At 68.6% G+C, this 22,165-nt stretch carries 18 protein-coding genes and 1 riboswitch; all 18 genes read left to right on the plus strand.

The features are described 5' to 3' along the window. The first annotated feature begins 1 nt into the window (after nt 1). The 18 genes from cbiB (at nt 2) to ACODRW_RS11040 (ending at nt 22,141) form a co-directional block, all read left to right on the plus strand. The gene (gene cbiB, locus ACODRW_RS10955) at nt 2-928 is read left to right on the plus strand and encodes an adenosylcobinamide-phosphate synthase CbiB (RefSeq protein ID WP_488905740.1); all 927 of its coding nucleotides are present in this window, start codon (nt 2-4) and stop codon (nt 926-928) included. Further along, on the plus strand, nt 921-1,907 hold the full coding sequence (gene cobD / locus ACODRW_RS10960; RefSeq protein WP_488905741.1) for a threonine-phosphate decarboxylase CobD: 987 nt from the start codon (nt 921-923) through the stop codon (nt 1,905-1,907). Before cbiB ends, cobD begins: the two co-directional genes overlap by 8 nt. 107 nt (nt 1,908-2,014) lie before the next feature. Next, nucleotides 2,015-2,196, plus strand: a riboswitch (cobalamin riboswitch). A 108-nt stretch (nt 2,197-2,304) separates the two neighbouring features. Further along, nucleotides 2,305-3,351 carry a HoxN/HupN/NixA family nickel/cobalt transporter gene (locus tag ACODRW_RS10965; protein ID WP_488905742.1) on the plus strand — a complete coding sequence of 349 codons (1,047 nt, stop codon included), beginning with the start codon at nt 2,305-2,307 and terminating at the stop codon, nt 3,349-3,351. Next, a complete protein-coding gene (locus tag ACODRW_RS10970) occupies nt 3,348-3,677 on the plus strand; it encodes a (2Fe-2S) ferredoxin domain-containing protein (protein WP_488905743.1) in 330 nt (109 codons plus the stop codon). Before ACODRW_RS10965 ends, ACODRW_RS10970 begins: the two co-directional genes overlap by 4 nt. Next, nucleotides 3,674-7,807, plus strand: a complete 4,134-nt coding sequence (locus ACODRW_RS10975; protein WP_488905744.1) for a cobaltochelatase subunit CobN — start codon at nt 3,674-3,676, stop codon at nt 7,805-7,807. Before ACODRW_RS10970 ends, ACODRW_RS10975 begins: the two co-directional genes overlap by 4 nt. Nucleotides 7,808-7,972: 165 nt before the next feature. Further along, nucleotides 7,973-9,880, plus strand: a complete 1,908-nt coding sequence (locus ACODRW_RS10980; protein WP_488905745.1) for a putative cobaltochelatase — start codon at nt 7,973-7,975, stop codon at nt 9,878-9,880. Between the two features lies 1 nt (nt 9,881). Further along, entirely contained in the window at nt 9,882-10,643 is a 762-nt protein-coding gene (gene cobA, locus ACODRW_RS10985) for a uroporphyrinogen-III C-methyltransferase (RefSeq protein ID WP_253314333.1), read from the plus strand. Next, nucleotides 10,640-11,341 carry a cobalt-precorrin-7 (C(5))-methyltransferase gene (locus ACODRW_RS10990; RefSeq protein ID WP_107800028.1) on the plus strand — a complete coding sequence of 234 codons (702 nt, stop codon included), beginning with the start codon at nt 10,640-10,642 and terminating at the stop codon, nt 11,339-11,341. Before cobA ends, ACODRW_RS10990 begins: the two co-directional genes overlap by 4 nt. Further along, a complete protein-coding gene (locus tag ACODRW_RS10995; protein ID WP_488905746.1) occupies nt 11,338-12,897 on the plus strand; it encodes a precorrin-8X methylmutase in 1,560 nt (519 codons plus the stop codon). The genes ACODRW_RS10990 and ACODRW_RS10995 overlap by 4 nt, the downstream gene beginning before the upstream one ends. Nucleotides 12,898-12,902: 5 nt before the next feature. Further along, entirely contained in the window at nt 12,903-14,027 is a 1,125-nt protein-coding gene (gene cbiD, locus ACODRW_RS11000; protein WP_488905747.1) for a cobalt-precorrin-5B (C(1))-methyltransferase CbiD, read from the plus strand. Next, complete coding sequence (gene cobI / locus ACODRW_RS11005; RefSeq protein ID WP_488905748.1) at nt 14,024-14,752, plus strand: precorrin-2 C(20)-methyltransferase; 729 nt, start codon at nt 14,024-14,026, stop codon at nt 14,750-14,752. The genes cbiD and cobI overlap by 4 nt, the downstream gene beginning before the upstream one ends. Continuing rightward, a complete protein-coding gene (cobM, locus tag ACODRW_RS11010) occupies nt 14,749-15,552 on the plus strand; it encodes a precorrin-4 C(11)-methyltransferase (RefSeq protein WP_488905749.1) in 804 nt (267 codons plus the stop codon). The genes cobI and cobM overlap by 4 nt, the downstream gene beginning before the upstream one ends. Further along, nucleotides 15,549-16,388 carry a cobalamin biosynthesis protein gene (locus tag ACODRW_RS11015; protein WP_488905750.1) on the plus strand — a complete coding sequence of 280 codons (840 nt, stop codon included), beginning with the start codon at nt 15,549-15,551 and terminating at the stop codon, nt 16,386-16,388. The genes cobM and ACODRW_RS11015 overlap by 4 nt, the downstream gene beginning before the upstream one ends. A gap of 326 nt (nt 16,389-16,714) precedes the next feature. Then, nucleotides 16,715-18,259, plus strand: a complete 1,545-nt coding sequence (cobJ, locus tag ACODRW_RS11020) for a precorrin-3B C(17)-methyltransferase (protein WP_488905751.1) — start codon at nt 16,715-16,717, stop codon at nt 18,257-18,259. Then, nucleotides 18,256-19,362, plus strand: a complete 1,107-nt coding sequence (locus ACODRW_RS11025; RefSeq protein ID WP_488905752.1) for a CobW family GTP-binding protein — start codon at nt 18,256-18,258, stop codon at nt 19,360-19,362. Before cobJ ends, ACODRW_RS11025 begins: the two co-directional genes overlap by 4 nt. A gap of 3 nt (nt 19,363-19,365) precedes the next feature. Then, complete coding sequence (locus tag ACODRW_RS11030; RefSeq protein WP_488905753.1) at nt 19,366-20,157, plus strand: ABC transporter ATP-binding protein; 792 nt, start codon at nt 19,366-19,368, stop codon at nt 20,155-20,157. Beyond that, on the plus strand, nt 20,154-21,122 hold the full coding sequence (locus ACODRW_RS11035) for an ABC transporter substrate-binding protein (protein ID WP_488905754.1): 969 nt from the start codon (nt 20,154-20,156) through the stop codon (nt 21,120-21,122). The genes ACODRW_RS11030 and ACODRW_RS11035 overlap by 4 nt, the downstream gene beginning before the upstream one ends. Further along, nucleotides 21,119-22,141, plus strand: coding sequence for a FecCD family ABC transporter permease (locus tag ACODRW_RS11040; RefSeq protein ID WP_227108425.1), 1,023 nt, complete (start codon nt 21,119-21,121; stop codon nt 22,139-22,141). The genes ACODRW_RS11035 and ACODRW_RS11040 overlap by 4 nt, the downstream gene beginning before the upstream one ends. Nucleotides 22,142-22,165: the final 24 nt, after the last annotated feature.

Raw genomic sequence — 22,165 nt, forward strand, 5'->3', positions numbered from 1 at the left:
ATTGTTTCTACCGTTAGCGCTGTTGCTGGACCGCCTGCTGGGGGAGCCGCGGCGCTGGCATCCACTAGTCGGCTTCGGTCGGCTGACCCGGGCCGTTGAGCGCTTTGGCTTCCCCTCCTCGCCCGATGCCGAGCCCCGCTGGCGCATGCGTCTGCGCGGCGCCCTCTCCGTTTCACTCTTGATCCTGCCTCTGACGCTGGCGGCCTGGCTGCTGGCCCGGCTGCCGCTGCTGTCAGCCATTGTCCCGCTTGTTCTGCTCTACTTGGCGGTGGGCGCCAGGAGCTTGGCTCAGCATGCGGAGGTGGTCAGACAGGCGCTGGCCGACGGCGATCTCGCCTTGGCCCGTGAACGGGTGGGCTGGATCGTCAGCCGCGACACGAGCGAGCTGGATGAGGCGGGAGTCGCCCGCGCCACCATTGAGTCGGTGCTGGAAAATGGCTGCGACGCGGTCTTTGCCGCGCTGTTCTGGTTTCTGCTGCTGGGCGCGCCCGGGGCGGTACTGTACCGGCTGTCCAACACGCTGGATGCGATGTGGGGCTATAAGAACGCCCGCTATTTGCATTTTGGCTGGGCCGCCGCCCGCCTCGACGATGTGTTGAACTATGTCCCGGCGCGGCTGACCGCCCTCACCTATCTGCTGCTGGGCCACGCGGCAAGCGGCTGGCGCTGCTGGAGAACGCAGGCACCCACTTGGTACAGTCCCAACGCCGGCCCCGTGATGGCGGCCGGCGCCGGCGCGCTGGGCGTCTCCCTTGGCGGCGGCGCGCGCTACCATGGCCAGTGGAAGGAGCGCCCGCCCTTGGGCTGCGGCCCCGCGCCCACGCATCAGGACATCGGCCGCGCGGTGCGCTTGGTCAGCCGCGGCGCCTGGCTGTGGGCCGGTCTTTCCCTATTGTCGGCTGTTTTGATTGGAGTCATGCATGCTTGAACACGGAGGCGGCCTGCTGCGCGCGGCCGCTGAATACGGTATTCCGCCTGGGGATTGGCTGGACCTGTCCACCGGCGTCAATCCCAATGGCTGGCCAGTGCCGCCGCTGTCCGCCGACGGCTGGCTGCGGCTGCCGCAGGACCACGACGGGCTGGAAGCGGCGGCGGCGGAATATTACGGTTGCGAGCAACTGCTGCCGGTGGCCGGCTCCCAGCCCGCCATCCAGGTGCTGCCGCGGCTGCGAGCGCCCTGCCGCGTCGGCATGTTGACCTTGTGCTACGCCGAGCACCCCTACCAGTGGCAAAGGCGCGGACACAGCGTGGAACGGTTCACGCCGAATGGGCTGGCCGCGAATATTGATCAGCTGGACGTGGTTCAAATCTGCAACCCCAACAACCCCACCGGAGACCGTTTTGAACCGGCTTTGCTGGAAGACTGGCGGCAAAGGCTGGCGGAACGCGGCGGCTGGCTGCTGGTCGACGAAGCGTTTCTGGATGCGTCGCCGCGGGACAGCATGCTCCCCCATATCGGCAAGCCGGGCCTGATCGTGCTGCGCTCGGTCGGCAAATTCTTCGGCCTGGCCGGCGCGCGCGCCGGTTTCGTGTTCGCCCAGGCCGCGCTGCTTCAAGCGCTGGCCGAGGAACTGGGGCCTTGGGCCATGGCGGGTCCGGCGCGCGAAGCGGTGACGCTGGCGCTCTGCGATACCGCGTGGCAGCAATCCATGAGGAGCAAGCTGCTGCGCGATAGCGCGCGGCTGCGGGACTGTCTGGAGCGGCACAGGCTCGCCCCGGCCGGCGGCTGCGAACTGTTCCAGTGGGTTCCCGGCGAGGCCAGCCTGCCCTTGCATCGCCATCTGGCGGGGCGTGGCATCTTGAGCCGTTATTTTGAGTCCCTGCCCAGCTTGCGCTTTGGCCTGCCTAGCGGCGAACAGGACTGGGCGCGGCTGGAACAGGCCTTGGCGGATTGGCGGCGATTGTAATTAAAATCAAAACGCCAGCTGTTCACAGCCTGGTTTTTGTCACGTATCATCCGACCCCATCATGACGGTGCCCCCAAAACCTGTGTGCGAGCTCGCCAGCCAAGACGCGCGGCAGCTCGTAAACAGGTCCTCAGAGGGTGAAACGGGAACGCGGTGCAAGACCGCGGCTGCCCCCGCAACTGTAAGCGCAGAGTCCACGCCTAAAGCCACTGGTCCCTAAACGGGCCGGGAAGGCGGCGCCGGACGGCGACGCGCGAGCCAGGAGACCGGCCGTCATACGTGTCGACGCAAGCAGAAACCGGGCGGGGTGAACCGGGGGATACGCACATGCGCCGCTCATGAACACTCGGCGACCTGTGCCCTCGTTTGCGCGACGGAAATCGTCTCCGAGGGCACCATGCATTCATCCACCGCGCCGTCCACCGGCCGCCGTCTGGCGCAGCACGCGCCGATACTCGCCGGGCTGATCCTGGCCAATCTATTGGCCTGGGCCTGGGCTTTCGCCGCCTTCGCCGATCATCCGGCCCAACTCGCCACCGCCCTGCTCGCCTATCTGTTCGGCCTGCGCCACGCGGTGGACGCCGATCACATCGCCGCCATCGACAACACCGTGCGCAAGCTGATGCAGGAAGGCCGCCGACCGTCGGCGGTGGGCCTGTTCTTCTCCGCCGGCCACTCCGCGGTGGTGGTCATCGCCGTCGCCCTGATCGTGTTCGCCGCCAGCGCGCTGCAAAGCCGCGTCGCCGGCTTCAAGGAGATAGGCGGCGTTATCGGCACCAGCGTGTCGGCCTTCTTTCTGCTGACGCTGGCGCTGATCAATCTGTCTTCCTTGCGCGCGGTATGGGGCGCTTTCCGCCGCGCCCGCGCCGGCGAAGCCATTTGCGACGAGCAGCTGAATCTGCTGCTGAACAACCGCGGCCTGATCGCGCGCCTGCTCAAGCCGCTGTTTCGCATGGTGACCAAGAGCTGGCATATGTTGCCCATCGGCTTTTTGTTCGGCCTGGGTTTCGACACCGCCACCGAGATCGGCTTGTTCGCCATCGCCACCTCGCAAAGCGCCAACGGCGTGGCGCTGTGGCACATCATGGTGTTCCCGGCGCTGTTCGCCACCGGCATGGCGCTGGTGGATACGCTGGACAGCATGATGATGGTGGAAGTCTACGGCTGGGCCTTCGTCAATCCGGTGCGCAAGCTCTGGTACAACCTGACCATCACCTTCGTTTCCGTTCTCGTCGCCGTCGGCATTGGCGGCCTGGAGGGCCTGGGCCTGCTGGCGGACAAGCTGCAGCTCACCGGCGGCTTCTGGGACCTGATCTCAGCGCTCAACGACGATCTGGCTCATTTCGGCTACTTCGTCATCGGCGTGTTCCTGCTGACGTGGCTTGCCTCCGCCGCCATTTATAAATGGAAGCGTTTTGACCAACTGACGCCGGAGGCGCGATGAGAACCCACGACAAACACGTGCTGATGTGCACCGGCCCGCGCTGCACGCCGGACGGCCAGGGTTCGGAAGCGATGTTCCTGCACCTGGGCCGCAGCATAGACGCTTGCGAAGGCCTGCGCGCCAAGCGCACCCGCAGCCACTGCTTCGCCGTGTGCAAGGAAGGCCCTGTGATGGTGGTGTATCCGGACGGAGTCTGGTACCGCAAGGTGAATGAAAGCGATATCGAACGCATCGTCTGCCAGCATCTGAAAGGCGGCATTCCGGTCGAGGAATTGGTGTTCCATAAAACCGGCGTCGGCGACATCGAAACGGAGGCGCAGGCATGAGCGCCGCACTCGCCCTGTTAAGCCACGCCGGCACCGATCTCGCCGCGCTGTCGCGCGCGCGCTGGCCGGAAGACTTTCCCTCCGTGTCCGGCATCTCGCTGCAAGGCATTGCCGACGAGGCCGCGATGCAAGCGCTGCTGGACGGCCAGCTGGCCCAGGTCCGCGCCATCGTGCTGCGCGTGCTGGGCCGCGCCGACGCGATACCCGGCCTGGAGCGGTTGCTGGCCCACGCGCGCCGGCTGCAGACCGCGGTCATCGTGCTCAGCGGCACCGGCGAGCCGGACCCGGAGCTGCAAGCGCTGTGCAGCGCGCCGGTATCGCTGCAGCAGGACGTCCACGCCTATCTGCAGGCCGGCGGCAGCGCCAATCTGGGCGAGCTGATGCGCTGCCTGGCGGACAGGCTGCTGCTGACCGGCTTCGGCTACCAGCCGCCGCTGCCGCTGCCCGAGCACGGCGTTTACCACCCGGAGCTGAGCGCGCCCTGCTCGCTCGCCGACTGGCTGGAAATCCGCAACCCGGACTGGCCCACCGTGGGCCTGTGCTTCTACCGCGCCCACTGGCTGTCCGGCAACACCCGCTTCATTGATCTATTGGTCGATTGCCTGGCCGAGCGCGGCGTCAACGCGCTGCCGGTGTTCACCTCGTCCTTGCGCACGATTCAAGACGGCGGCCTGCCGGCGGCGCTGGCGCTGCTGGCCGATCCGCGCGCCAAGGTGTCCTTGCTGATCAACACCACCTCGTTCGCGATGGGCGACATCAACAACGACGGCCCCACCCAGCCCGGCTGGGCGGTGGAGGCTTCGGACCGGCTGAACCTGCCGGTGCTGCAGGCCATCACCAGCAGCATGACGCGCGAGCAATGGGAAGCCTCGGACCGCGGCTTCAACCCGCTGGACACCGCGATGAACGTGGCGCTGCCGGAATTCGACGGCCGCATCATCGGCGTGCCGCTGAGCTTCAAGCAGCCGGCCATGATGGACCAGCCCGGCCAGGCCGAACAATACGCGCCGCTGCCGGACCGCGCCCGCCGCCTGGCCGGCATCGCCGCCCGCCTGACGCGGCTGCGCCATGTGGAAAACGCCGACAAACGCATCGCCTTCATCTTCACCAACTCCAATAGCAAAGCCTCGCAGATAGGCAATGCGGTGGGGCTGGATTCCCCGGCCTCCTTGTACGCGATGCTGCGCGGCATGCAGGGCCGCGGCTACCAGATGGACCCGCTGCCGCCGGACAGCGACGCGCTGATGCACGAGCTGATAGACCGCGGCGCCTACGATCAGGACTACCTGAGCGCCGAGCAGATGCGAAACGCCGCCGCCCGCGTGCCGGCCCAGCGCTACCAGGCCTGGTTCGACGAGCTGCCTGACAGCCTGCGCGACAAGATGCTGCAGCGCTGGGGCCAGCCGCCGGGCGGCGCTTACGTCGACGGCGACGAACTGGTGTTTTCCGGCCTGGATTACGGCCATGTCTTCGTCGCGCTACAGCCGCCGCGCGGCTACGGCATGGACCCGGACGCCATCTACCACACGCCGGACCTGCCGCCCACCCACCACTACTACGCGCTGTACCGCTGGCTGCGCGACGACTGGCGCGCCGACGCCATCGTCCACGTCGGCAAGCACGGCACGCTGGAATGGCTGCCGGGCAAGGGCGTGGGCCTGTCGCAGAACTGCTTCCCGGATGCGCTCTTGGGCGACATGCCGCTGTTTTACCCCTTCATCGTCAACGATCCGGGCGAAGGCGCGCAGGCCAAACGCCGCGGCCACGCGGTGATCATCGACCACCTGACGCCGACGATGACCACCGCCGACAGCTACGGCCCGCTGGCGCAGCTGACCCAGTTGGTGGACGAGTACTACCAGGTGGAGCTGCTGGACCCGAACAAGCTGCCGCTGCTGCAGCAACAAATCTGGGACCTGATCAAGGAAGCCAAGCTCGACACCGACCTGGCGGCGATGCTGAAACATGATCACGAGCATGAGCACGACCATGATCACGAGCCTCGCCACGATCATGATCACCCGCACCCGCATGGCGGACATCATCACGCGCCCGCCGCCGTCCACGGCAAATACCGGCCGCAGGCGGCCAAACCGGCTGCCGCGATGAAACCGGCGACGGCCGCGGCGGCGAAGTATCGCCCAGCCAAGGCCGCGCACGGCCACGATCATGGCCACCACCATCACCATCATGGCGACCACGACCATCACCGCGGCCACCATGATCACCATGACCATCACGGCCACAGCCACGACCACCACGATCATGACCACGACTGGGACGACACGCTGAACGAAGACGGCGTGCCCTTGAGCCTGGCCAAGATGGACGGCGTCGACGTCGCCCACCTGATCGAGGACATCGACGGCTATCTGTGCGAACTGGGCGCGGCGCAGATCCGCGACGGCCTGCATGTGCTGGGCAACGCGCCGCAGGGCGAGGCGCTGGTCGACATGCTGCTGGCGCTGACCCGGCTGCCCAATCTGGGCATCCCCGGCCTGCCCGCCAGCGTGGCGGCGGCCTGCGGCGGCGACTGGACGCTGTGGCAGCAGGATCAGGGCAAGCGTCTAGCTGAGATGCCCGCTGCCTTGCAGACATTGGCCGATCAGCCGCTAGTCACCCGCGCCGACGCGCACGACGCGGTGCTGAAGCTGGCGCGCGGCTTGATCGCCGAGCTGGCCGCGCGCGGCTACGACAGCGCCGCCGTGCCGGCCGCCGTCACCGCCATGCTGCCCGGCATCGAGCCGAACGCCGATCTGGAACGGGTGCTGAACTTCGTCTGCGCTGAGCTGTGCCTGAAGCTGGCCCGCACCGCGGAGGAGATAGACAATCTCTTGCGCGGCCTGGAAGGCGGCTACGTGCCGGCCGGCCCCAGCGGCGCGCCCACGCGCGGCATGGCCCATATCCTGCCCACCGGCCGCAATTTCTACTCGGTGGACCCGCGCAGCCTGCCCTCCAACGCCGCCTGGCGTATAGGCGACGGCCTGGCGCGCGAGATGCTGGCCCGCCATCTGAAGGAAACCGGCCAGTACCCGGAGTCGGTGGCCATCAGCGTGTGGGGCACCAGCGCGATGCGCACCCATGGCGACGACATCGCCGAAATCCTGTCCCTGCTCGGCGTCAAGCCGCGCTGGCAGCAGGAAAGCCGCCGGGTGCAGGGCCTGGAAGTCATTCCCCTGGCCGAACTGGGCCGGCCGCGCATCGACGTCACCGTGCGCATCAGCGGCTTCTTCCGCGACGCCTTCCCGCATCTGATTGCGCTGATCGACGAGGCGGTGCACACCGTGGCGCGGCTGGACGAGCCGCTGGAGCAGAACTTCCTGCGAAAGCACTACCTGGCCGATCTGAAAAACGAGCTGCTGGGCGCCCTGCCCGACGCCGACGCGCATGCGCTGTACCGCGTGTTCGGGGCCAAGCCGGGCAGCTACGGCGCCGGCATTCTGCCGCTGATCAATGAGCAGAACTGGCAGAACGACGCCGACTTCGCCACCGCCTACGTCAACTGGGGCGGCTACGCCTACGGCCGCGAGGCCAACGGCGCCGACGCCCGCGACGCGCTGCGCCACCGGCTGGCCGGCGTGGAAGTGGCGCTGCACAACCAGGACAACCGCGAACACGACATCTTCGACAGCGACGACTACCTGCAATACCACGGCGGCATGATCGCGACGATACGCAGCCTCAGCGGCCGCCAGCCGCGCGCCTTCTTCGGCGACAGCCACAATCCGGAAGCGCCGGCGGTGCGCGGGCTGAAGGAGGAAGTGCTGCGCGTGTTCCGTTCGCGGGTGGCCAACCCCAAGTGGATAGCCGGCATCCAGAAGCACGGCTACAAGGGCGCGCTGGAGCTGACCGCCACCGTCGATTATCTGTTCGGCTACGACGCCACCGCCCAGGTGGTGGACGACTGGGTCTATGAGCAACTGGCGCAAAGCTACGCGCTGGACCCGGCGATGCAGCAGTTCTTCGCCGACAGCAACCCCTGGGCCTTGAACGCCATCACCGACCGTCTGTTGGAAGCCGCGCAGCGCCAGCTGTGGGCGGAGCCGGACCCGGAGACGCTGGCCGCCCTGCGCCAGCTGCACCTGGATAGCGAGGCGCTGCTGGAAGCGCGCGGAGAGAGCAAAGCATGAACCCCCAAAACAGAATGAGCCAGGGCAACACTTGGAAGGCAGGGAAATGAAAACCGGAAAAATCCCATCGTTTCCCGGAGCATGGGCGCAGAAGTATCCACATCACCCCGCTGCGCCCAATTCCGTGTCTTTCCGTGTGCTTCCGTGGCAAATAAGGGTTTCAGCATGAGCCCGATTTACCCCTTCGCCGCCGTCGTCGGCCAGCAACAACTGAAGCAGGCGCTGCTGATCTGCGCGGTGGACCCCACCGTCGGCGGTGTGCTGGTGCGCGGCGACAAGGGCAGCGCCAAGAGCACCGCCGCGCGCGGCCTGGCCGCCGTGCTGCCGCCCATCCGCCGCGCCGCCGGCTGCGGCTACAACTGCGAGCCGGACCACCCGCTGCCGCTGTGCCCGGTGTGCTCCGGCGACGCGCGCGCGCTGCATGACGGCCCGGTGCCCTTCATCAACCTGCCGCTGGGCGCCACCGAGGACCGGGTGCTGGGCAGCCTGGACTTCGAAAAGGCGCTGCAAGGCGGCAAGCAGGCCTTCAAGCCCGGCCTGTTGGCCGCAGCCCACCGCGGCATGCTCTACATCGACGAAGTCAACCTCTTGGCCGACCACCTGGTGGACGTGCTGCTGGACGCCGCCGCGATGGGCGTCAACACCGTGGAGCGCGAGGGCCTGGCGGTCAGCCACCCGGCGCGGGTGACGCTGCTGGGCACCATGAACCAGGAAGAAGGCGATTTGCGGCCGCAGCTGCTGGACCGCTTCGGCCTGATGGTGGACGTGGCCGCGCCGCGCGAGCCTCTTCAGCGCGCCGAGGTGGTGCGCCGCCGCCTGGCCTTCGAGGCCGATCCGGCCGGCTTCGCCGCGCAGTGGCAGGCCGACAGCGAGGCGCTGCGCGCCAAGATCGCCGCCGCCCGCGCCTTGCTGCCGCAAACCCGGCTCAGCGATAGCTTGTTCCACTTCGTCAGCGAGCTGTGCTGCGAATTCGAAGTCAGCAGCTTGCGCGCCGACATCGTGCTGAACAAGGCCGCCCGCGCGCTGGCGGCGCTGGACGGCCGCGTCGACGCCTCCGCCGAGGATGTCCGCGACGCCGCCCGGCTGGTGCTGCCGCACCGCCGCCGCAGCAAGCCGTTCGAACAGAGCGGGCTGGATCAGGACAAGCTGGAACAGATGACGCGGCAAGCGTCGAATCCGCCGCCGCCTCCGCAGGAGCGGAACGGCGCCGACCAGCCGCCGCCGGATGGCGACGGCGAACAGCAAGCGGACACGTCCGGCCATGGCGCCGAGCAAATCTTCGCCGCTGCGCCGGCCGGCGACATTGCCCGCATCCGCGTCCAGGCCCCCTCCTCCGGCGACGCCGCCGGCCGCCGCAGCGACGGCGCCAGCCGTCAGCGCGGCCATTACGTCCGCGCCGAAGCCAATCCGCAGCCGGCCCAGCTGGCGGTGGACGCCACCCTGCGCCACGCGCTGCTGCGCGACCCCAACAACTTCGCGGTCACCCGCGCCGACCTGCACGACAAGGTCCGCGTCGCCAAACAGGGCAATCTGATCCTGCTGGTCGTCGACGCGTCAGGATCGATGGCCGCCCGCCAGCGGATGGAACAGGTCAAGGGCACGGTGCTGAGCCTGCTGGAAGACGCTTACCGCCGCCGCGATCAGGTGGCGCTGATCGCCTTCCGCGGCCAGCAGGCGGAACTGCTGCTGCCGCCGTGCAACCGAGTGGAACAGGCCGAACGGGCGCTGCGCGAGCTGCCCGCCGGCGGCCGCACCCCGCTGGCGCACGCGCTGGCGCTGGCCGCCGACACGCTGTCCCGCCAGCTGGGCGGCCCGGCGCCGCTGCTGGTCATCCTGAGCGACGGCCGCGCCAATGTGGCGCTGGACGGAGACGGCGACCCGTGGCGGCAGGCGCTGGACCTGGCCGGCCAGCTGGCCGGCACGCCGACGCTGGTGCTGGACACCGAGCAGGACTTCGTCCGCCTGGGCCGCGCCCGCGAACTGGCCGAGGCGCTGGGCGCCGAATACCTGGCTTGCGACGCCCTGACCGGCGAGCAACTGACATTGACGATTCGACAAAGACTGGGCCGCTGAGATGACGGGCAAGGTTTATCTGATAGGCGCCGGTCCCGGCGACCTGGACATGCTGACGCTGAAGGCCGCGCGTTGCCTGCGGCTGGCCGATGTGGCGCTGGTGGACGATCTGGTGCATCCGGATATTCACACCATGCTGCGGCCGGACGCTGAAATCGTGCCGGTGGGCAAGCGCGGCGGCCGGCCGTCTACGCCGCAGGCCGCCATTGAGCAAAGAATGATGGACGAGGCCCGAGCCGGCAGGACGGTGGCGCGCCTCAAGGGCGGCGACCCCTTCGTCTTCGGCCGCGGCGGCGAGGAAATGCTGACGCTGCAAGCGGCCGGCATCGAGGTGGAGATCGTCAACGGCCTCAGCGCCGGCCTGGCGGTGCCGGCCACGCTGGGCATACCGCTGACCCACCGCCATTTCGTCCACGGCGTCACTTTTGTCTCCGGCCACCCGCATCAGGACGGCGACGAGCCCAACTGGCGGGCGCTGGCGCAAAGCGGCATGACGCTGGTGATCTATATGGGCGTCAAGCGGCTGCCCTTGATCCGCGCCGAACTGCTGCGCCACGGCCTGAAACCCGACACCCCGGCGGCGGCGATAGAAAACGGCACCCTGCCGCAGCAGCGCCAGGTGCTGAGCACCCTGGACGCGCTGGAACAAGACATGAGCGCGGCCGGCATCCACAGCCCGGCGCTGATCGTCATCGGACCGACGGTGGCGTTGGCGTCCTGTAGCCCGTCCGCCGCCAACGAAACAAGGAAGGAATACGCATGATCATCTGCATAGGCGCCGGCCCCGGCGACATCGGCTACCTGCCGCAACGCTCGGCCCAACTGATACGCGAGGCCGACGTGGTGGCCGGCTTCAACGCGGTGGTGGACGTGGTGCGCCCGCTGATCCCGGACACGGCCGAAGTGATCCAGATGGGCTACCGCGACCAGGTGGCGCAGCTGGACATCGTCGCCGAGCGCCATCGCGCCGGCAAAAACTGCGTGGTGGTGTTCATGGGCGACATCCACTTCAGCGGCTTCCAGTATCTGGAGCGGGTGGAGCGCGCCTGCGGCCACCCGGTGGACACCATACCCGGCATCTCGTCGGCGCAGATCCTGGCCTCGCGCGGCAAGGTGTGCTTCGACGAAACCAGCTTCATCACCTTCCACCGCCGCGGCGACCTGACCCCGTTCAAGCGCCACCTGGTGCATGTGCTACAGGACGGCCGCAACGCCATCGTGATTCCCTGCCCCTGGGACGAGGCGCGTTCCTTCATGCCCTGGCACATCGCCGCCTATCTGCTGGAAAACGGCATCCCGGCCGGCCAGCAGGTGGAGGTGTGGGAAAACCTGACCCGCAACGAGGCGGAATGGCGCGGCACGCTGGCCGAGTGCGCGGAGCAGCGCTTCTCCGACATGAGCATCATGCTGATCCGCACGCTCGCGCCCATGGACAGCCAGATCGAGCCGACCCACAAATGAGCCAGCAAGACTACGCCATCGTATTGGCCGGCCACGGCAGCCGCGACCCGGACGGGGTGAACGAATTCATGCAATTGGTGGACGCGCTGAAGGCGCGCGCCGGCGAGCGCCCGGTGGCTCACGGCTTTCTGGAGTTCGCCCGCCCCACCATAGACGAGGCGGTGGACCAGGTGCTGGCCGCCGGCGCCAAAACTGTGGTGATGGTGCCCGGCGTGCTCTTGGCCGCCACCCACGCCAAGAACGACATGCCCAGCGAGCTGCTGGCGCTGCGGCAGGCGCATCCGGGCATAGCCTTTCACTTCGGCGCGGCGCTGGACCTGCATCCGCGGCTGTTGGCGCTGTGTCGTCAACGCATCGTCGAGGCCGAGGCGGCGTCGCCGCACACGGTGTCGCGCAACGACGCCTGTCTGGTCGTCGTCGGCCGCGGCACCTCGGACCCGGACGCCAACTCCGAAATCTCCAAGCTCACGCGCATGCTGGAAGAAGGCCTGGGCTTCGCCGCGTCTTTCGTCTGCTATTCCGGCACCGCCAAACCCTTGGTGGCCGACGGCCTGCGCGCCGCCGCCATGCTGGGCTACCGCCGCATCGTGATGCTGCCCTACTTTCTGTTCGACGGCGTGCTGGTCAAGCGCATCTACGGCGCGGCGGCGGACCTGGCGGCGCGCCATCCTGAGATCGAGGTGCTGAGCGCCGGCTATCTGGGCCCGGACGAGCAAGTGGCCGAGGTGTTCCTGGAACGCGCGCAGGAGGGCGTGGAAGGCCGAGCGGCGATGAACTGCGCGCTGTGCAAGTACCGGGTGCAGATCGTCGGCTTCGAACAACAAGTGGGCGAGCCGCAGCGCGGCCACCACGGCAAGGTGCGCGGCCTGCTGGAGCGCGAACCCAGCTCCAGCCAGCCGCCGGCCTGGAAACGCTACACCCCGCACCCGATAGAAGCGGAAAGCATGCGCATCATCAATGAGGGCCGCGACTGGTCGGCCTTCCCCGCCGAGCAGCGCACCGCGCTGATGCGGCTGGTGCACACCACCGGCGACTTCAACAGCGTGGACGAGCTGTTTTTCTCGCCCGGCGCCTGTGAAACCGGCATGCGCGCGCTGCTGCGCTGCCGCCGCGTGGTCACCGACGTCACCATGGTGGAAACCGGCCTCAAGCGCGAAGTGCTGCGCCAGCTGGAAGTGGAAACCTGGTGCGGCGTGCACGACGAGGAAACCCGGCTGCTGGCCGAGGCCAGCGGCATCACCCGCTCCGCCGCCGGCATCCGCCGCGCCTGGCAGAAGTTCGGCAACGACTGCGTGGTGGCGATAGGCGACGCGCCCACCGCCATCCGCGAGGTGGTGCGCCTGGTGCGCGATCACGGCTGGCGGCCGCAGCTGGTGGTGGGCCTGCCGGTGGGCTTCGTCGGCACCCGCGAATGCAAGGACGAGCTGCGCGCGCTGCTGCAAGTGCCGCGCATCACCAATCGCGGCACCCGCGGCGGCTCGCCGTGGGCGGCCACCGTGGTCAACGCGCTGATGATAGACGCGATCGAACACGTGCATCAGCAGCAGAAAGCCTGAGCCCGGTGCGCCAGCCCTACGACCTCGCCGCCCTCGCCCCCAACGGCATGCGCCGCGGCCGCACCACCGGCAGCTGCGCCACCGCCGCCGCCAAGGCGGCGCTGATGCTGCTGCTGGACGGCGTGGACGCCGACGAGGTCTTCATCAGCCTGCCGGACCCGGATTTCTATTTGGCGGTGCCGATACAGCGCGTGGCCTGGCTGGACGAAAACACCGTGCGCGCCGAAGTGCTGAAGTACGCCGGCGACGACCCGGACAACACCGACGGCGCGACGATCTTCGCCGAGGTAAAAGTAAACGGCAGCGGCGCGCTGCGCTTCCTGGCCGCGGCCGGCGTCGGCATGGTCACCCAGCCCGGCCTGCGCATCCCGCCCGGCGAGCCGGCGATCAACCCGGTGCCGCGGCAGATGATGCGGCTGGCGCTGGCCGAAACGCTGGCCGGCCGGCCCGACCCGGGCTTCGACCTGGCGATAGGCTGCGTCGACGGCGACAAGATCGCCAAGCGCACCTTCAACCCGATGCTGGGCATCGTCGGCGGCATCTCGATCCTGGGCACCAGCGGCATCGTCGAGCCGATGTCGCAGGCGGCGTGGATCGCCTCCATCGAAGTCTATGTGCGGGTGGCGCTGGGCGAGTTGCCGGCCGCCATCGCCTTCACTCCGGGCAAGATAGGCCGCGGCTACGCCGCCGACACGCTGGGGCTGGAGAAAAAGCAGGTGGTGCAGATCGCCAACTTCGTCGGCGACTCGCTGGACTTCGCCGAATCGGTGCTGCTCGAACAGGGCCGCACCCTAGACACGCTGTGGGTGCTGGGCCACCCGGGCAAGATCGCCAAGCTGCTGGACGGGGTGTGGAACACCCACTCCGGCAAGAGCGGCATGGCGATGGACGCCGTCGCCGCCGTCGCCGCCGAGCTGGGTTATGCGCCCGAGCTGGTGGCCGCCATCAAACAAGCGAATACCGTGGAGAACGTAGTGCAGATCATGAGCAGCCAGCCGGACGCGCGCGGCTACTGGATGGAAATAGAACGCCGCACCGCGGCGCTGATGGCCGCGAAAGTGCCCAGCGCGCGGCAGGTGGCGGTGCGCCTGTTCAGCATGGACGGCACCCCGCTGGGAGAAGCGGCATGAAACTGGGACGATTGATAGGCATAGGCGTCGGCCCCGGACCGGCCGGCTTGATTCCGGTGGCGGCGCTGGCCGCCTTGCGCGAGGCCGACATCGTCTACCTGCCGCGCGCCACCTCCAGCGACACATCAGTCGCCCGGCAATGCCTGGCCGGGCTGGCGCTGGATGAGGGCCGTTTCCGCGAGATCGAATTCGAGATGAATCCGGACCGCGGCGCGCTGTCCCGCCATTACGGCGCGCTGGCCGAGCAATTGGCCGCCGAACTGAAAACCGGCCGGAACGTCGCCTACCTGACCATAGGCGACTCGATGACCTACTCCACCTACGGCTATCTGCTGGCGGCGCTGCGCGAAATGCTGCCGGCGCTAGAGACGCAGACCTTCCCCGGCGTCACCAGCTTCGCCGCCACCGCGTCGGCGCTGTCCTGGCCCTTGGGCGAAGGCAAGGAACGCATCCTGATCCTGCCCTGCCCGGACGAGATGGCCGCGCTGCGGGCCGATATCGACAGCCATGACCTCATCGTGCTGATGAAGATAGGCAAGCGGCTGCCGGACGTGCTGGCGCTGCTGAACGAGATGGGCATCGCCCATCTGTGCGCCTTCGCCCGCCGCATCGGCCTGCCCGGCGAAGTGCTGTGCGCCGACGTCTCGCAACTGAACGCAGACGCCAGCGGCTACCTCGCCACCATGCTGATCCGCAAGACAGCCAGAGAAAGACGCCATTCATGAAAGTGTATTTCATCGGCGCCGGCCCCGGCGCCGCCGACCTGATCACCTTGCGCGGCAGCCGCCTATTGGGCGCGGCGCCCATGGTGCTGTACGCCGGCTCGCTGGTGCCGGCGGAGATGCTGAGCCACTGCCGCCCGGACGCGGAAATCCACGACACCGCCGAACTGAACCTGGACCAGCAGGAAGCGCTGTACCGCCGCGCCCAGGCCGAGGACAAGGACGTGGCGCGGCTGCACTCCGGCGATCCGGCGATCTACGGCGCCACCAACGAGCAGATGCGCCGGCTGGAAGCGCTTGGCATTGCCTATGAGGTCATTCCCGGCGTCTCCTCCTTCACCGCCGCCGCCGCCGCATTGGGCAGCGAACTGACCCGGCCCGAGGTGTCCCAGTCCATCATTCTGACCCGCACCAGCGGCCGCGCCAGCGCGGTGCCGGAGACGGAGTCCATCGCCAGCTTCGCCGCCCACCGCGCGACGATGTGCATCTTCCTGTCCGGCCAGCGGCTGAAGCAGACCGTCGCCGACCTGTCGCTGCATTACCCGCCGGATACCCCGGTGGCGCTGGTGCGCCGCGCCAGCTGGCCGGACCAGTCCGTCCACCGCTCCACGCTGGGCAAGATGCTGTCCGAGGTGAAGCAGAAAGACTGGCTGCTGACCACGCTGCTCTTGGTCGGCGCGGCGCTGTCGCGCGAAGGCGGCGTTGAATCCAGCCTGTACGCGGCCGGCTTCACCCACATCTTCCGCGACGGCGACGCGCGCAAGACCAAGCGGGCCAGCCTTCAGAAAGAAAAGCAGGCATGAGCCGCGCCGTGTGGCTGGTGCGCGCCGAGGCGCTGCCGCTGGGGCAAAAGCTGGCGGCGGCGCTGGACGCCAAGCTGTACCAGCCGTGGTTGCAAGCCGGGACCGGCGCGCGCGAGCAATTCCGCGCCGCCTTCCATGCGCACAGCCACTGGGTGCTGGTGATGGCCAGCGGCATCGCCGTCCGCTACCTGGACGGCCTGCCGCAAAGCAAATACAGCGACCCGGCGGTGGTGGTGATGGACGAAGCCGCCCGTTTCGCCATCCCGCTCTTGTCCGGCCATGAAGGCGGCGCCAATCAACTGGCCTACGAGGCGGCGCGGCTGACCGGCGCGGTTCCGGCCATCACCACCGCCACCGAAGCGATGAAACCGCTGACGCTGGGCATAGGCTGCCGCCGCGGCAAAAGCGCCGAGGCCATCGAACAAGCGGTTCTGCAGGCCTTGGCCGGCCGGCCGCTGTCCGCCGTGCGCGAAGTGGCGACGATAGACCTGAAGGCCGACGAAGCCGGCCTGCTGGCGTTCTGCGCCCGCCACGGGCTGCCCTTGCGCGTCATCGCCCGCGCCGACGTCGCCGCCCGCGGCTGGACCGGCGCGCCTTCGGACTGGGTGCGGCGGAACGTCGGCGTGGACGGCGTGTGCGAACCCTGCGCGCTGATCGCCAGCCCCAGGGGCGGGCTGATCGTGCCCAAGACCGCGCGCGACGGGGTGACGGTGGCGGTGGTGGAGGATGCCCCCCTCTCCCCAACCCCTCTCCCGCGAGGGGAGAGGGGCTTGACGCAGTGCGTAGCGCGGGTTGGCCATGCCATACCCGCGAGCGATGCGGCCGACAAAACATGAGCCATCGAAAATGGAATCGCAGGTATTGCCTGGCGTCCAACCCGCGCTACGGACTTACCCGCCCGCAGAGCGGAACCAGCACCCCAAGATCGTCCAAGGAGAGGGCTCGACGCCCCCTCTCCCCAACCCCGCTCCCACAAGGGGAGAGGGGCTCCAATATGGACACTGCGGTAAGGCGGAAGCCCCATGCCACGCCTATCCCTTGGGTGGGCATACAGGGATTTTCCCACGCGGGGCGCATCGCACACCTATCCAGCTTTGCAGAAACCATCTGCAAACCAACACCCGACATTGCATAGCCATCATCCATGAATACGAATGAACCCATGACCGGCAAACTCTACCTCGTCTCGGTCGGCCCCGGCCGCGCCGAACTGATCCCCGATCTCGCCCGCCAGGCGCTGGCGGCGAGCGAGGTGATCGTCTCCTATGATCTTTACCTGACCTGGGTGCAACCGTGGATAACCGGCAAGGACATCCGCACCCTGCCGCTGACCCAGGAGCGCGAGCGCGCCCAGCTGGCGCTGGCGGAAGCCCGCGCCGGCAAAACGGTCGCTCTGCTGTCCAGCGGCGACATCGGCGTCTACGCGATGGCCACGCTGGCTTACGAGGACATGCGCGAAGACGACGGCTTCGACGTGCAGCTGATCCCCGGCATCACCTCGGCCAACTCCTGCGCGTCCCTGCTCGGCGCGCCGCTGTCGCACGACTTCGCCACCCTGAGCCTGTCCGACCTGCTGTGCCCGTGGGAATGGATTGAAACCCGCGCCCGCCACATCGCCCAGGCCGATCTGGCGGTGGTGTTCTACAACGTGCAAAGCCGCCAGCGCCAGGAAGGCGTCTACCGCATCCTGGACATCATGCTGGAGCACAAGAAGCCGGAAACGCTGTGCGGCATCGTCCGCAATGCTTACCGCGAGGACCAGGCGGTGGAAATCGTCACCCTGACCGAGCTGCGCACCCGCCGCTTCGACATGCTGACCAGCATCGTCATCGGCAACCGCTTCACCCGCCGCAAACGCAACTGGATGTTTACCCCGCGCGGCTACTTCAACTGGGACGACACTCAGGACACGGTGAAGGCCGACGCGCTGCCCGCCGGCGCGGCCTGGGTGTTCTCCGGCACCAGCGACGGCAACGCGCTGTCCCGCGCCATCGCGGAAACCGGCCGCGCGGTGGTGATCAGCAGCGCCAGCGATTACGGCAACGAGCAGGCGCAGCAGGCGGCGCCCGGCGTCGCCACCGTCAGCGGCCGGCTGGGCGTGGAGCGCCGCCGCGAACTGCTGTCCGGCAGCCGGGCCAGCGCCATCGTCGACGCCACCCACCCCTACGCCAGCGAGATGTCGCAGCAACTGATGGCGCTGGCCAAGGAACTGGCCCTGCCCTATCTGCGCTATGAGCGGCCGGCCAGCGCCAGCGCGCATCCGCTCATTCGCTGCGCCGACAGCGATGCGGCCGCCAGGCTGGCGATGGCTAAAGGAAAACGCGTCTTCCTGGCCACCGGCAGCAAGGAGCTGCACCGCTTCGTCGCCGCCGACTCGGAACAAAAGCATCAATGGTTCGTCCGGCTGGCGCCGGACCCGCAGCACCTGCAACGGGCGCTGGAGCTGGGCATCCCGCGTTCACGCGTCTGCGCGATGCAAGGCCCGTTCTCGCAGGCGGCCAACGAGGCGCTGTGGCGCGACTGGGGCATAGACTGCGTGATCAGCAAGGACGGCGGCGCGGCCGGCGGCTTTGACGCCAAGGCGGCCGCCGCGGCCGCGCTGGGCATCCCCTTCATCGTGATCGACCGGCCCCGCTTGGATTATCCGCAGGCCTTCGACGACTTCGCCGGCGTGCTGGCGGCCTTGCCCGCAGGAGAGCCCGCATGAGCGCGCCGCGCCTGCCCGTTACCGTGCTGACCGGCTTCCTCGGCGCCGGCAAGACCACGCTGTTGAGCAAGCTGCTGGAAAACAATAAGCAGCGCCGGTTGGCCATCCTGGTCAATGAATTCGGCGAGGTGTCGATAGACGGCGGCCTGCTGCGCGGCGGCGACGCCGGCGGCGTGGAAATCCACGATCTCGCCCAGGGCCTGGTGGCTTACGACGACGACGCCGACTTCCTGCCCACCATGCTGGCGCTGTGGCAGCGCCGCCAGCAGATCGACCACGTGCTGATCGAAACCTCGGGCCTGGCGCTGCCCAGCGCGGTGATGGCCCAGTTGCAAAGCGAGGCGCTGGCGCCCTATTTCGTGCTGGACGCCACGCTGGCGGTGGTTGACACCCCCTTGCTGCTGGCCGGGCATTTCGCGCCGGCCGGCGACGGCGGCAAGGCCGACGCGGTGGCGGGTTTGTTCGAGCAACAACTGGGCCACGCCGACATCGTGGTGCTGAACAAGATAGACGCGCTGTCCGCCGACGCGCTGCTGGCGGCGGAAGACGCCGTGCGCCGGCAAGCGCCGTCGATACGCTTCATCGAACTGGCCTATGGCGCCAAGCTGGACACCCGGCTGACGCTGGGCCTGCACCTGCACGAGGCCGCGCCGGCCGCGCACCGCCATTACGGCCCGGTGGCCAGCATACCGGGGCTGGCGATGCGGCCGCTGGCCAACCAGGCCTTGCTGGACGGTCACAGCCACGGCGGCCAGGCCGCGCACAGCCATGGCCTGTCCACCCACAAGCATTTCCACGAGCAAGACCCGGGCTGGCAATCGTTCATGATCCGCAGCAAGGAAGCGCAAAACGCCGACAAGCTGGCCGCGGCGCTGGAGGCCATCGCCGGCGAGGAGCCGCTGCTCAGAATCAAGGGCTTCGCCGCTTGCGCGGAAGGCCCCGGCCGCTTGCTGGCCCAGGGCGTGCGCAGCCGCATCGAACTCAGCCGCGACGAGACGCTGACCGCGCCGCGCCAGGCGCAGCTGGTTTTCATCGGCTACCACCCCAGCCGCCCGCGGGTGCTGGCGCTGCTGCGCGACATCACCGGCGCGCACTGGAGCTAGCCGATGAGCGCCTTGGAACTATGCGGCCTGGACTGGTCGCCGGACCCCGCCGTGGCGCCCGAGACCCGGCTGCTGCGCGACATCGCGCTGACGGTGCGGCCCGGCGAATTCGTCGGCGTCATCGGTCCCAACGGCAGCGGCAAGACCAGCACCTTGCGCTGCGCCTTCCGCTTCAACAAGCCGCTGGCCGGCGAGGCCAGGCTGGACGGCACCGACATCTGGTCCCAGTCCGCCGCCGCCTTCGCCCGCCGCGTGGCGGTGGTGCTGCAGGAATTCCCCGAGGACTTCGGCCTGACCGTGCGCGAGGTGGCGGACATGGGCCGCATCCCGCACCAGTCGCTGCTGCGCGGCGGATCGCCGGCCGATCACGCCATCGTCGACGAGGCGCTGGCCCAGGTGGGACTGACGGCGCAGCAATACCAGCCTTTCGCCACCCTGTCCGGCGGCGAGAAGCAGCGCGCGCTGTTGGCGCGGGCGCTGGCGCAGCAGCCCGAGCTGCTGATCCTGGACGAACCCACCAACCACCTGGACCTGCGTCACCAGCTATCGCTGTTGCGCCTGGTGCGCCGGCTGGGCATCGCCGCCGTCGCCACCCTGCACGACCTGAACCTGGCGGCCGCCTTCTGTCACCGCCTGTACGCGCTGAAGGCCGGCCGCATCGTCGCCAGCGGCGCGCCGGAAACCGTCTTGACGCCCCGGCTCCTGGCCGAGGTGTTCGGCGTGCGCGCGCTGGTGGACCGCCACCCGCAGGCCGGCCACCCCCGCATCACTCTGTTGGAAGAAGAAAACCTATGAAACTGAATCCGTCTTCGCTCATCGCCTGCGGCCTGGCCGCGCTGCTGGCCTCCCAGGCCCAAGCCAGCGCCTACCCGCTGACCGTGGACAGCTGCAACCGCAAGGTCGTCTTTCAGCGCGCGCCGCAGCGCGCGGTCAGCCACGACATCAATCTGACCGAGATGATGGTGGCGCTGGGCCTGCAAAACCGCATGGTCGGCTATACCGGCATCAGCGCCTGGAACAAGCTGAACGCGCCGTTGAAACAGGCGCTGGGCAAGCTGCCGGAACTGGCCGGCGACTACCCCTCGTCGGAAGCGCTGCTGGCCCGCAACGCCGACTTTTTCTTCGCCGGCTGGAACTACGGCCTGCGCGTGGGCGGCCCGGTGACGCCGGCCTCGCTGGCGCCCTTGGGCATCAATGTCTACGAGCTCAGCGAATCCTGCGCCCATGTGATGAAACGCCCGGCGGCGAGCCTGGACGACGTTTATCGCGACATCCATAATCTGGGCCGCATCTTCGACGTGGAGCCGCGCGCGCAAAAAGTGGTGGCCGAGATGCGGGCCAAGGTGGACGGCGTCGCCGCCCGCGTCGCCAAACGCAAGGCCACGCCGTCGGTCTTCGTCTACGACAGCGGCGAGGATCGCCCCTTCAGCGCCGGCCGGCTGGCGATGCCCGACGCGCTGATCCAGGCCGCCGGCGGCCGCAACATCCTAAACGACGTCAACGCCAGCTGGACCCGCGTCGACTGGGAAACCGTGGTGGCGCGCAATCCGCAGGTGGTCGTGATCATCGACTACGGCAAGGTCACCGCCCAGCAAAAGATCGCCTTCCTGCAGAAACACCCGGCGCTGAACAAGATGGCGGCGGTGCGCGACAAGCGCTTCATCGTGCTGCCCTACGACAGCGCCACGCCCGGCATCGCCAACGCCGACGCCATCAGCGCGCTGGCGCGCGGCCTGCACCCGGAAGTCTTCGCCAAGTGATCCGCGCCATCGCCAACCGTCCGCCGGCCTGGCCCTTGCTGAGCCTCTTGCTGGCCCTGCTGGCGCTGTCGCTGCCGCTGGCCTCCGGCCTGGGCGCCGCGCCGGTTGAATTCGCCGTCAGTTCCAATGTGCTGCTACACCAGCTGGGCCTGCCGGTGGAACCGGCCTGGCAGCCGGGCCAGGATCTGATCATCTGGCAGCTGCGGCTGCCGCGCGTGCTGCTGGGTGGCATGGTCGGCGCCGGCCTGGCCTTGGTGGGCGCGGCCTTGCAGGCCACCACCCGCAACCAGCTGGCCGATCCCCACCTGTTGGGCGTCAGCTCCGGCGCCACGCTGGGCGCGGTGACGGTGCTGCTGTTCAGCGGCAATGTGCTGGGCGGCGCCACCCTGCCGCTGGCCGCCTTCACCGGCGCCTTGCTGGCCACCCTGCTGGTCACCGGCATCGCCGTGCGCCAGCGCCGCTTGCAGGCCGAGCGTCTGCTGCTGGCCGGCGTGGCCGTGTCCTTCCTGCTGATGGCCCTGGCCAATCTGATGCTGTATCTGGGCGACCACCGCTCCGCCTCGGCGGTGCTGTTCTGGATGCTGGGCGGACTGGGCCAGGCGCGCTGGGAGCTGCTGCCGGCGCCGCTGGCCGCGCTGTGCCTGGGTCTCGCCGCCTTGCTGACCGTGGCGCGGCCGCTGAACGCCCTGATGGCCGGCGAGCAGACCGCGGTCACCCTGGGCATACGCGTGACCCGGCTGCGGCTGGCGGTGTTCGCCGCCTCCTCGCTGCTGACCGGCACCATGGTCGCGGTCAGCGGCGCGATAGGCTTTGTCGGCCTGATGATTCCGCATATCGCCCGCCGTTGCGTCGGCGCCGACCACCGCCGCCTGCTGCCGGCCTGCGCGCTATTGGGCGCGCTGTTCCTGATCTGGGTGGACGCCGCCGCGCGCACCCTGATCGCGCCGGAAGACATCCCGGTGGGCGTCGGCACCGCCGCCGTCGGCGGCGCCTTCTTTATCTGGCTGCTGCGCCGCTGACGGCGCCGGCCCCACACAAGGACG

The organism is Chromobacterium sp. FG89, from assembly GCF_057808735.1.

Coding starts and splice junctions, on each gene's coding strand:
- cobD (WP_488905741.1), top strand. CDS start 921: ATGCTTGAACACGGAGGCGGCCTGCTGCGCGCGGCCGCTGAATACGGT.
- ACODRW_RS10965 (WP_488905742.1), top strand. CDS start 2,305: ATGCATTCATCCACCGCGCCGTCCACCGGCCGCCGTCTGGCGCAGCAC.
- ACODRW_RS10970 (WP_488905743.1), top strand. CDS start 3,348: ATGAGAACCCACGACAAACACGTGCTGATGTGCACCGGCCCGCGCTGC.
- ACODRW_RS10975 (WP_488905744.1), top strand. CDS start 3,674: ATGAGCGCCGCACTCGCCCTGTTAAGCCACGCCGGCACCGATCTCGCC.
- ACODRW_RS10980 (WP_488905745.1), top strand. CDS start 7,973: ATGAGCCCGATTTACCCCTTCGCCGCCGTCGTCGGCCAGCAACAACTG.
- cobA (WP_253314333.1), top strand. CDS start 9,882: ATGACGGGCAAGGTTTATCTGATAGGCGCCGGTCCCGGCGACCTGGAC.
- ACODRW_RS10990 (WP_107800028.1), top strand. CDS start 10,640: ATGATCATCTGCATAGGCGCCGGCCCCGGCGACATCGGCTACCTGCCG.
- ACODRW_RS10995 (WP_488905746.1), top strand. CDS start 11,338: ATGAGCCAGCAAGACTACGCCATCGTATTGGCCGGCCACGGCAGCCGC.
- cobI (WP_488905748.1), top strand. CDS start 14,024: ATGAAACTGGGACGATTGATAGGCATAGGCGTCGGCCCCGGACCGGCC.
- cobM (WP_488905749.1), top strand. CDS start 14,749: ATGAAAGTGTATTTCATCGGCGCCGGCCCCGGCGCCGCCGACCTGATC.
- ACODRW_RS11015 (WP_488905750.1), top strand. CDS start 15,549: ATGAGCCGCGCCGTGTGGCTGGTGCGCGCCGAGGCGCTGCCGCTGGGG.
- cobJ (WP_488905751.1), top strand. CDS start 16,715: ATGACCGGCAAACTCTACCTCGTCTCGGTCGGCCCCGGCCGCGCCGAA.
- ACODRW_RS11025 (WP_488905752.1), top strand. CDS start 18,256: ATGAGCGCGCCGCGCCTGCCCGTTACCGTGCTGACCGGCTTCCTCGGC.
- ACODRW_RS11030 (WP_488905753.1), top strand. CDS start 19,366: ATGAGCGCCTTGGAACTATGCGGCCTGGACTGGTCGCCGGACCCCGCC.
- ACODRW_RS11035 (WP_488905754.1), top strand. CDS start 20,154: ATGAAACTGAATCCGTCTTCGCTCATCGCCTGCGGCCTGGCCGCGCTG.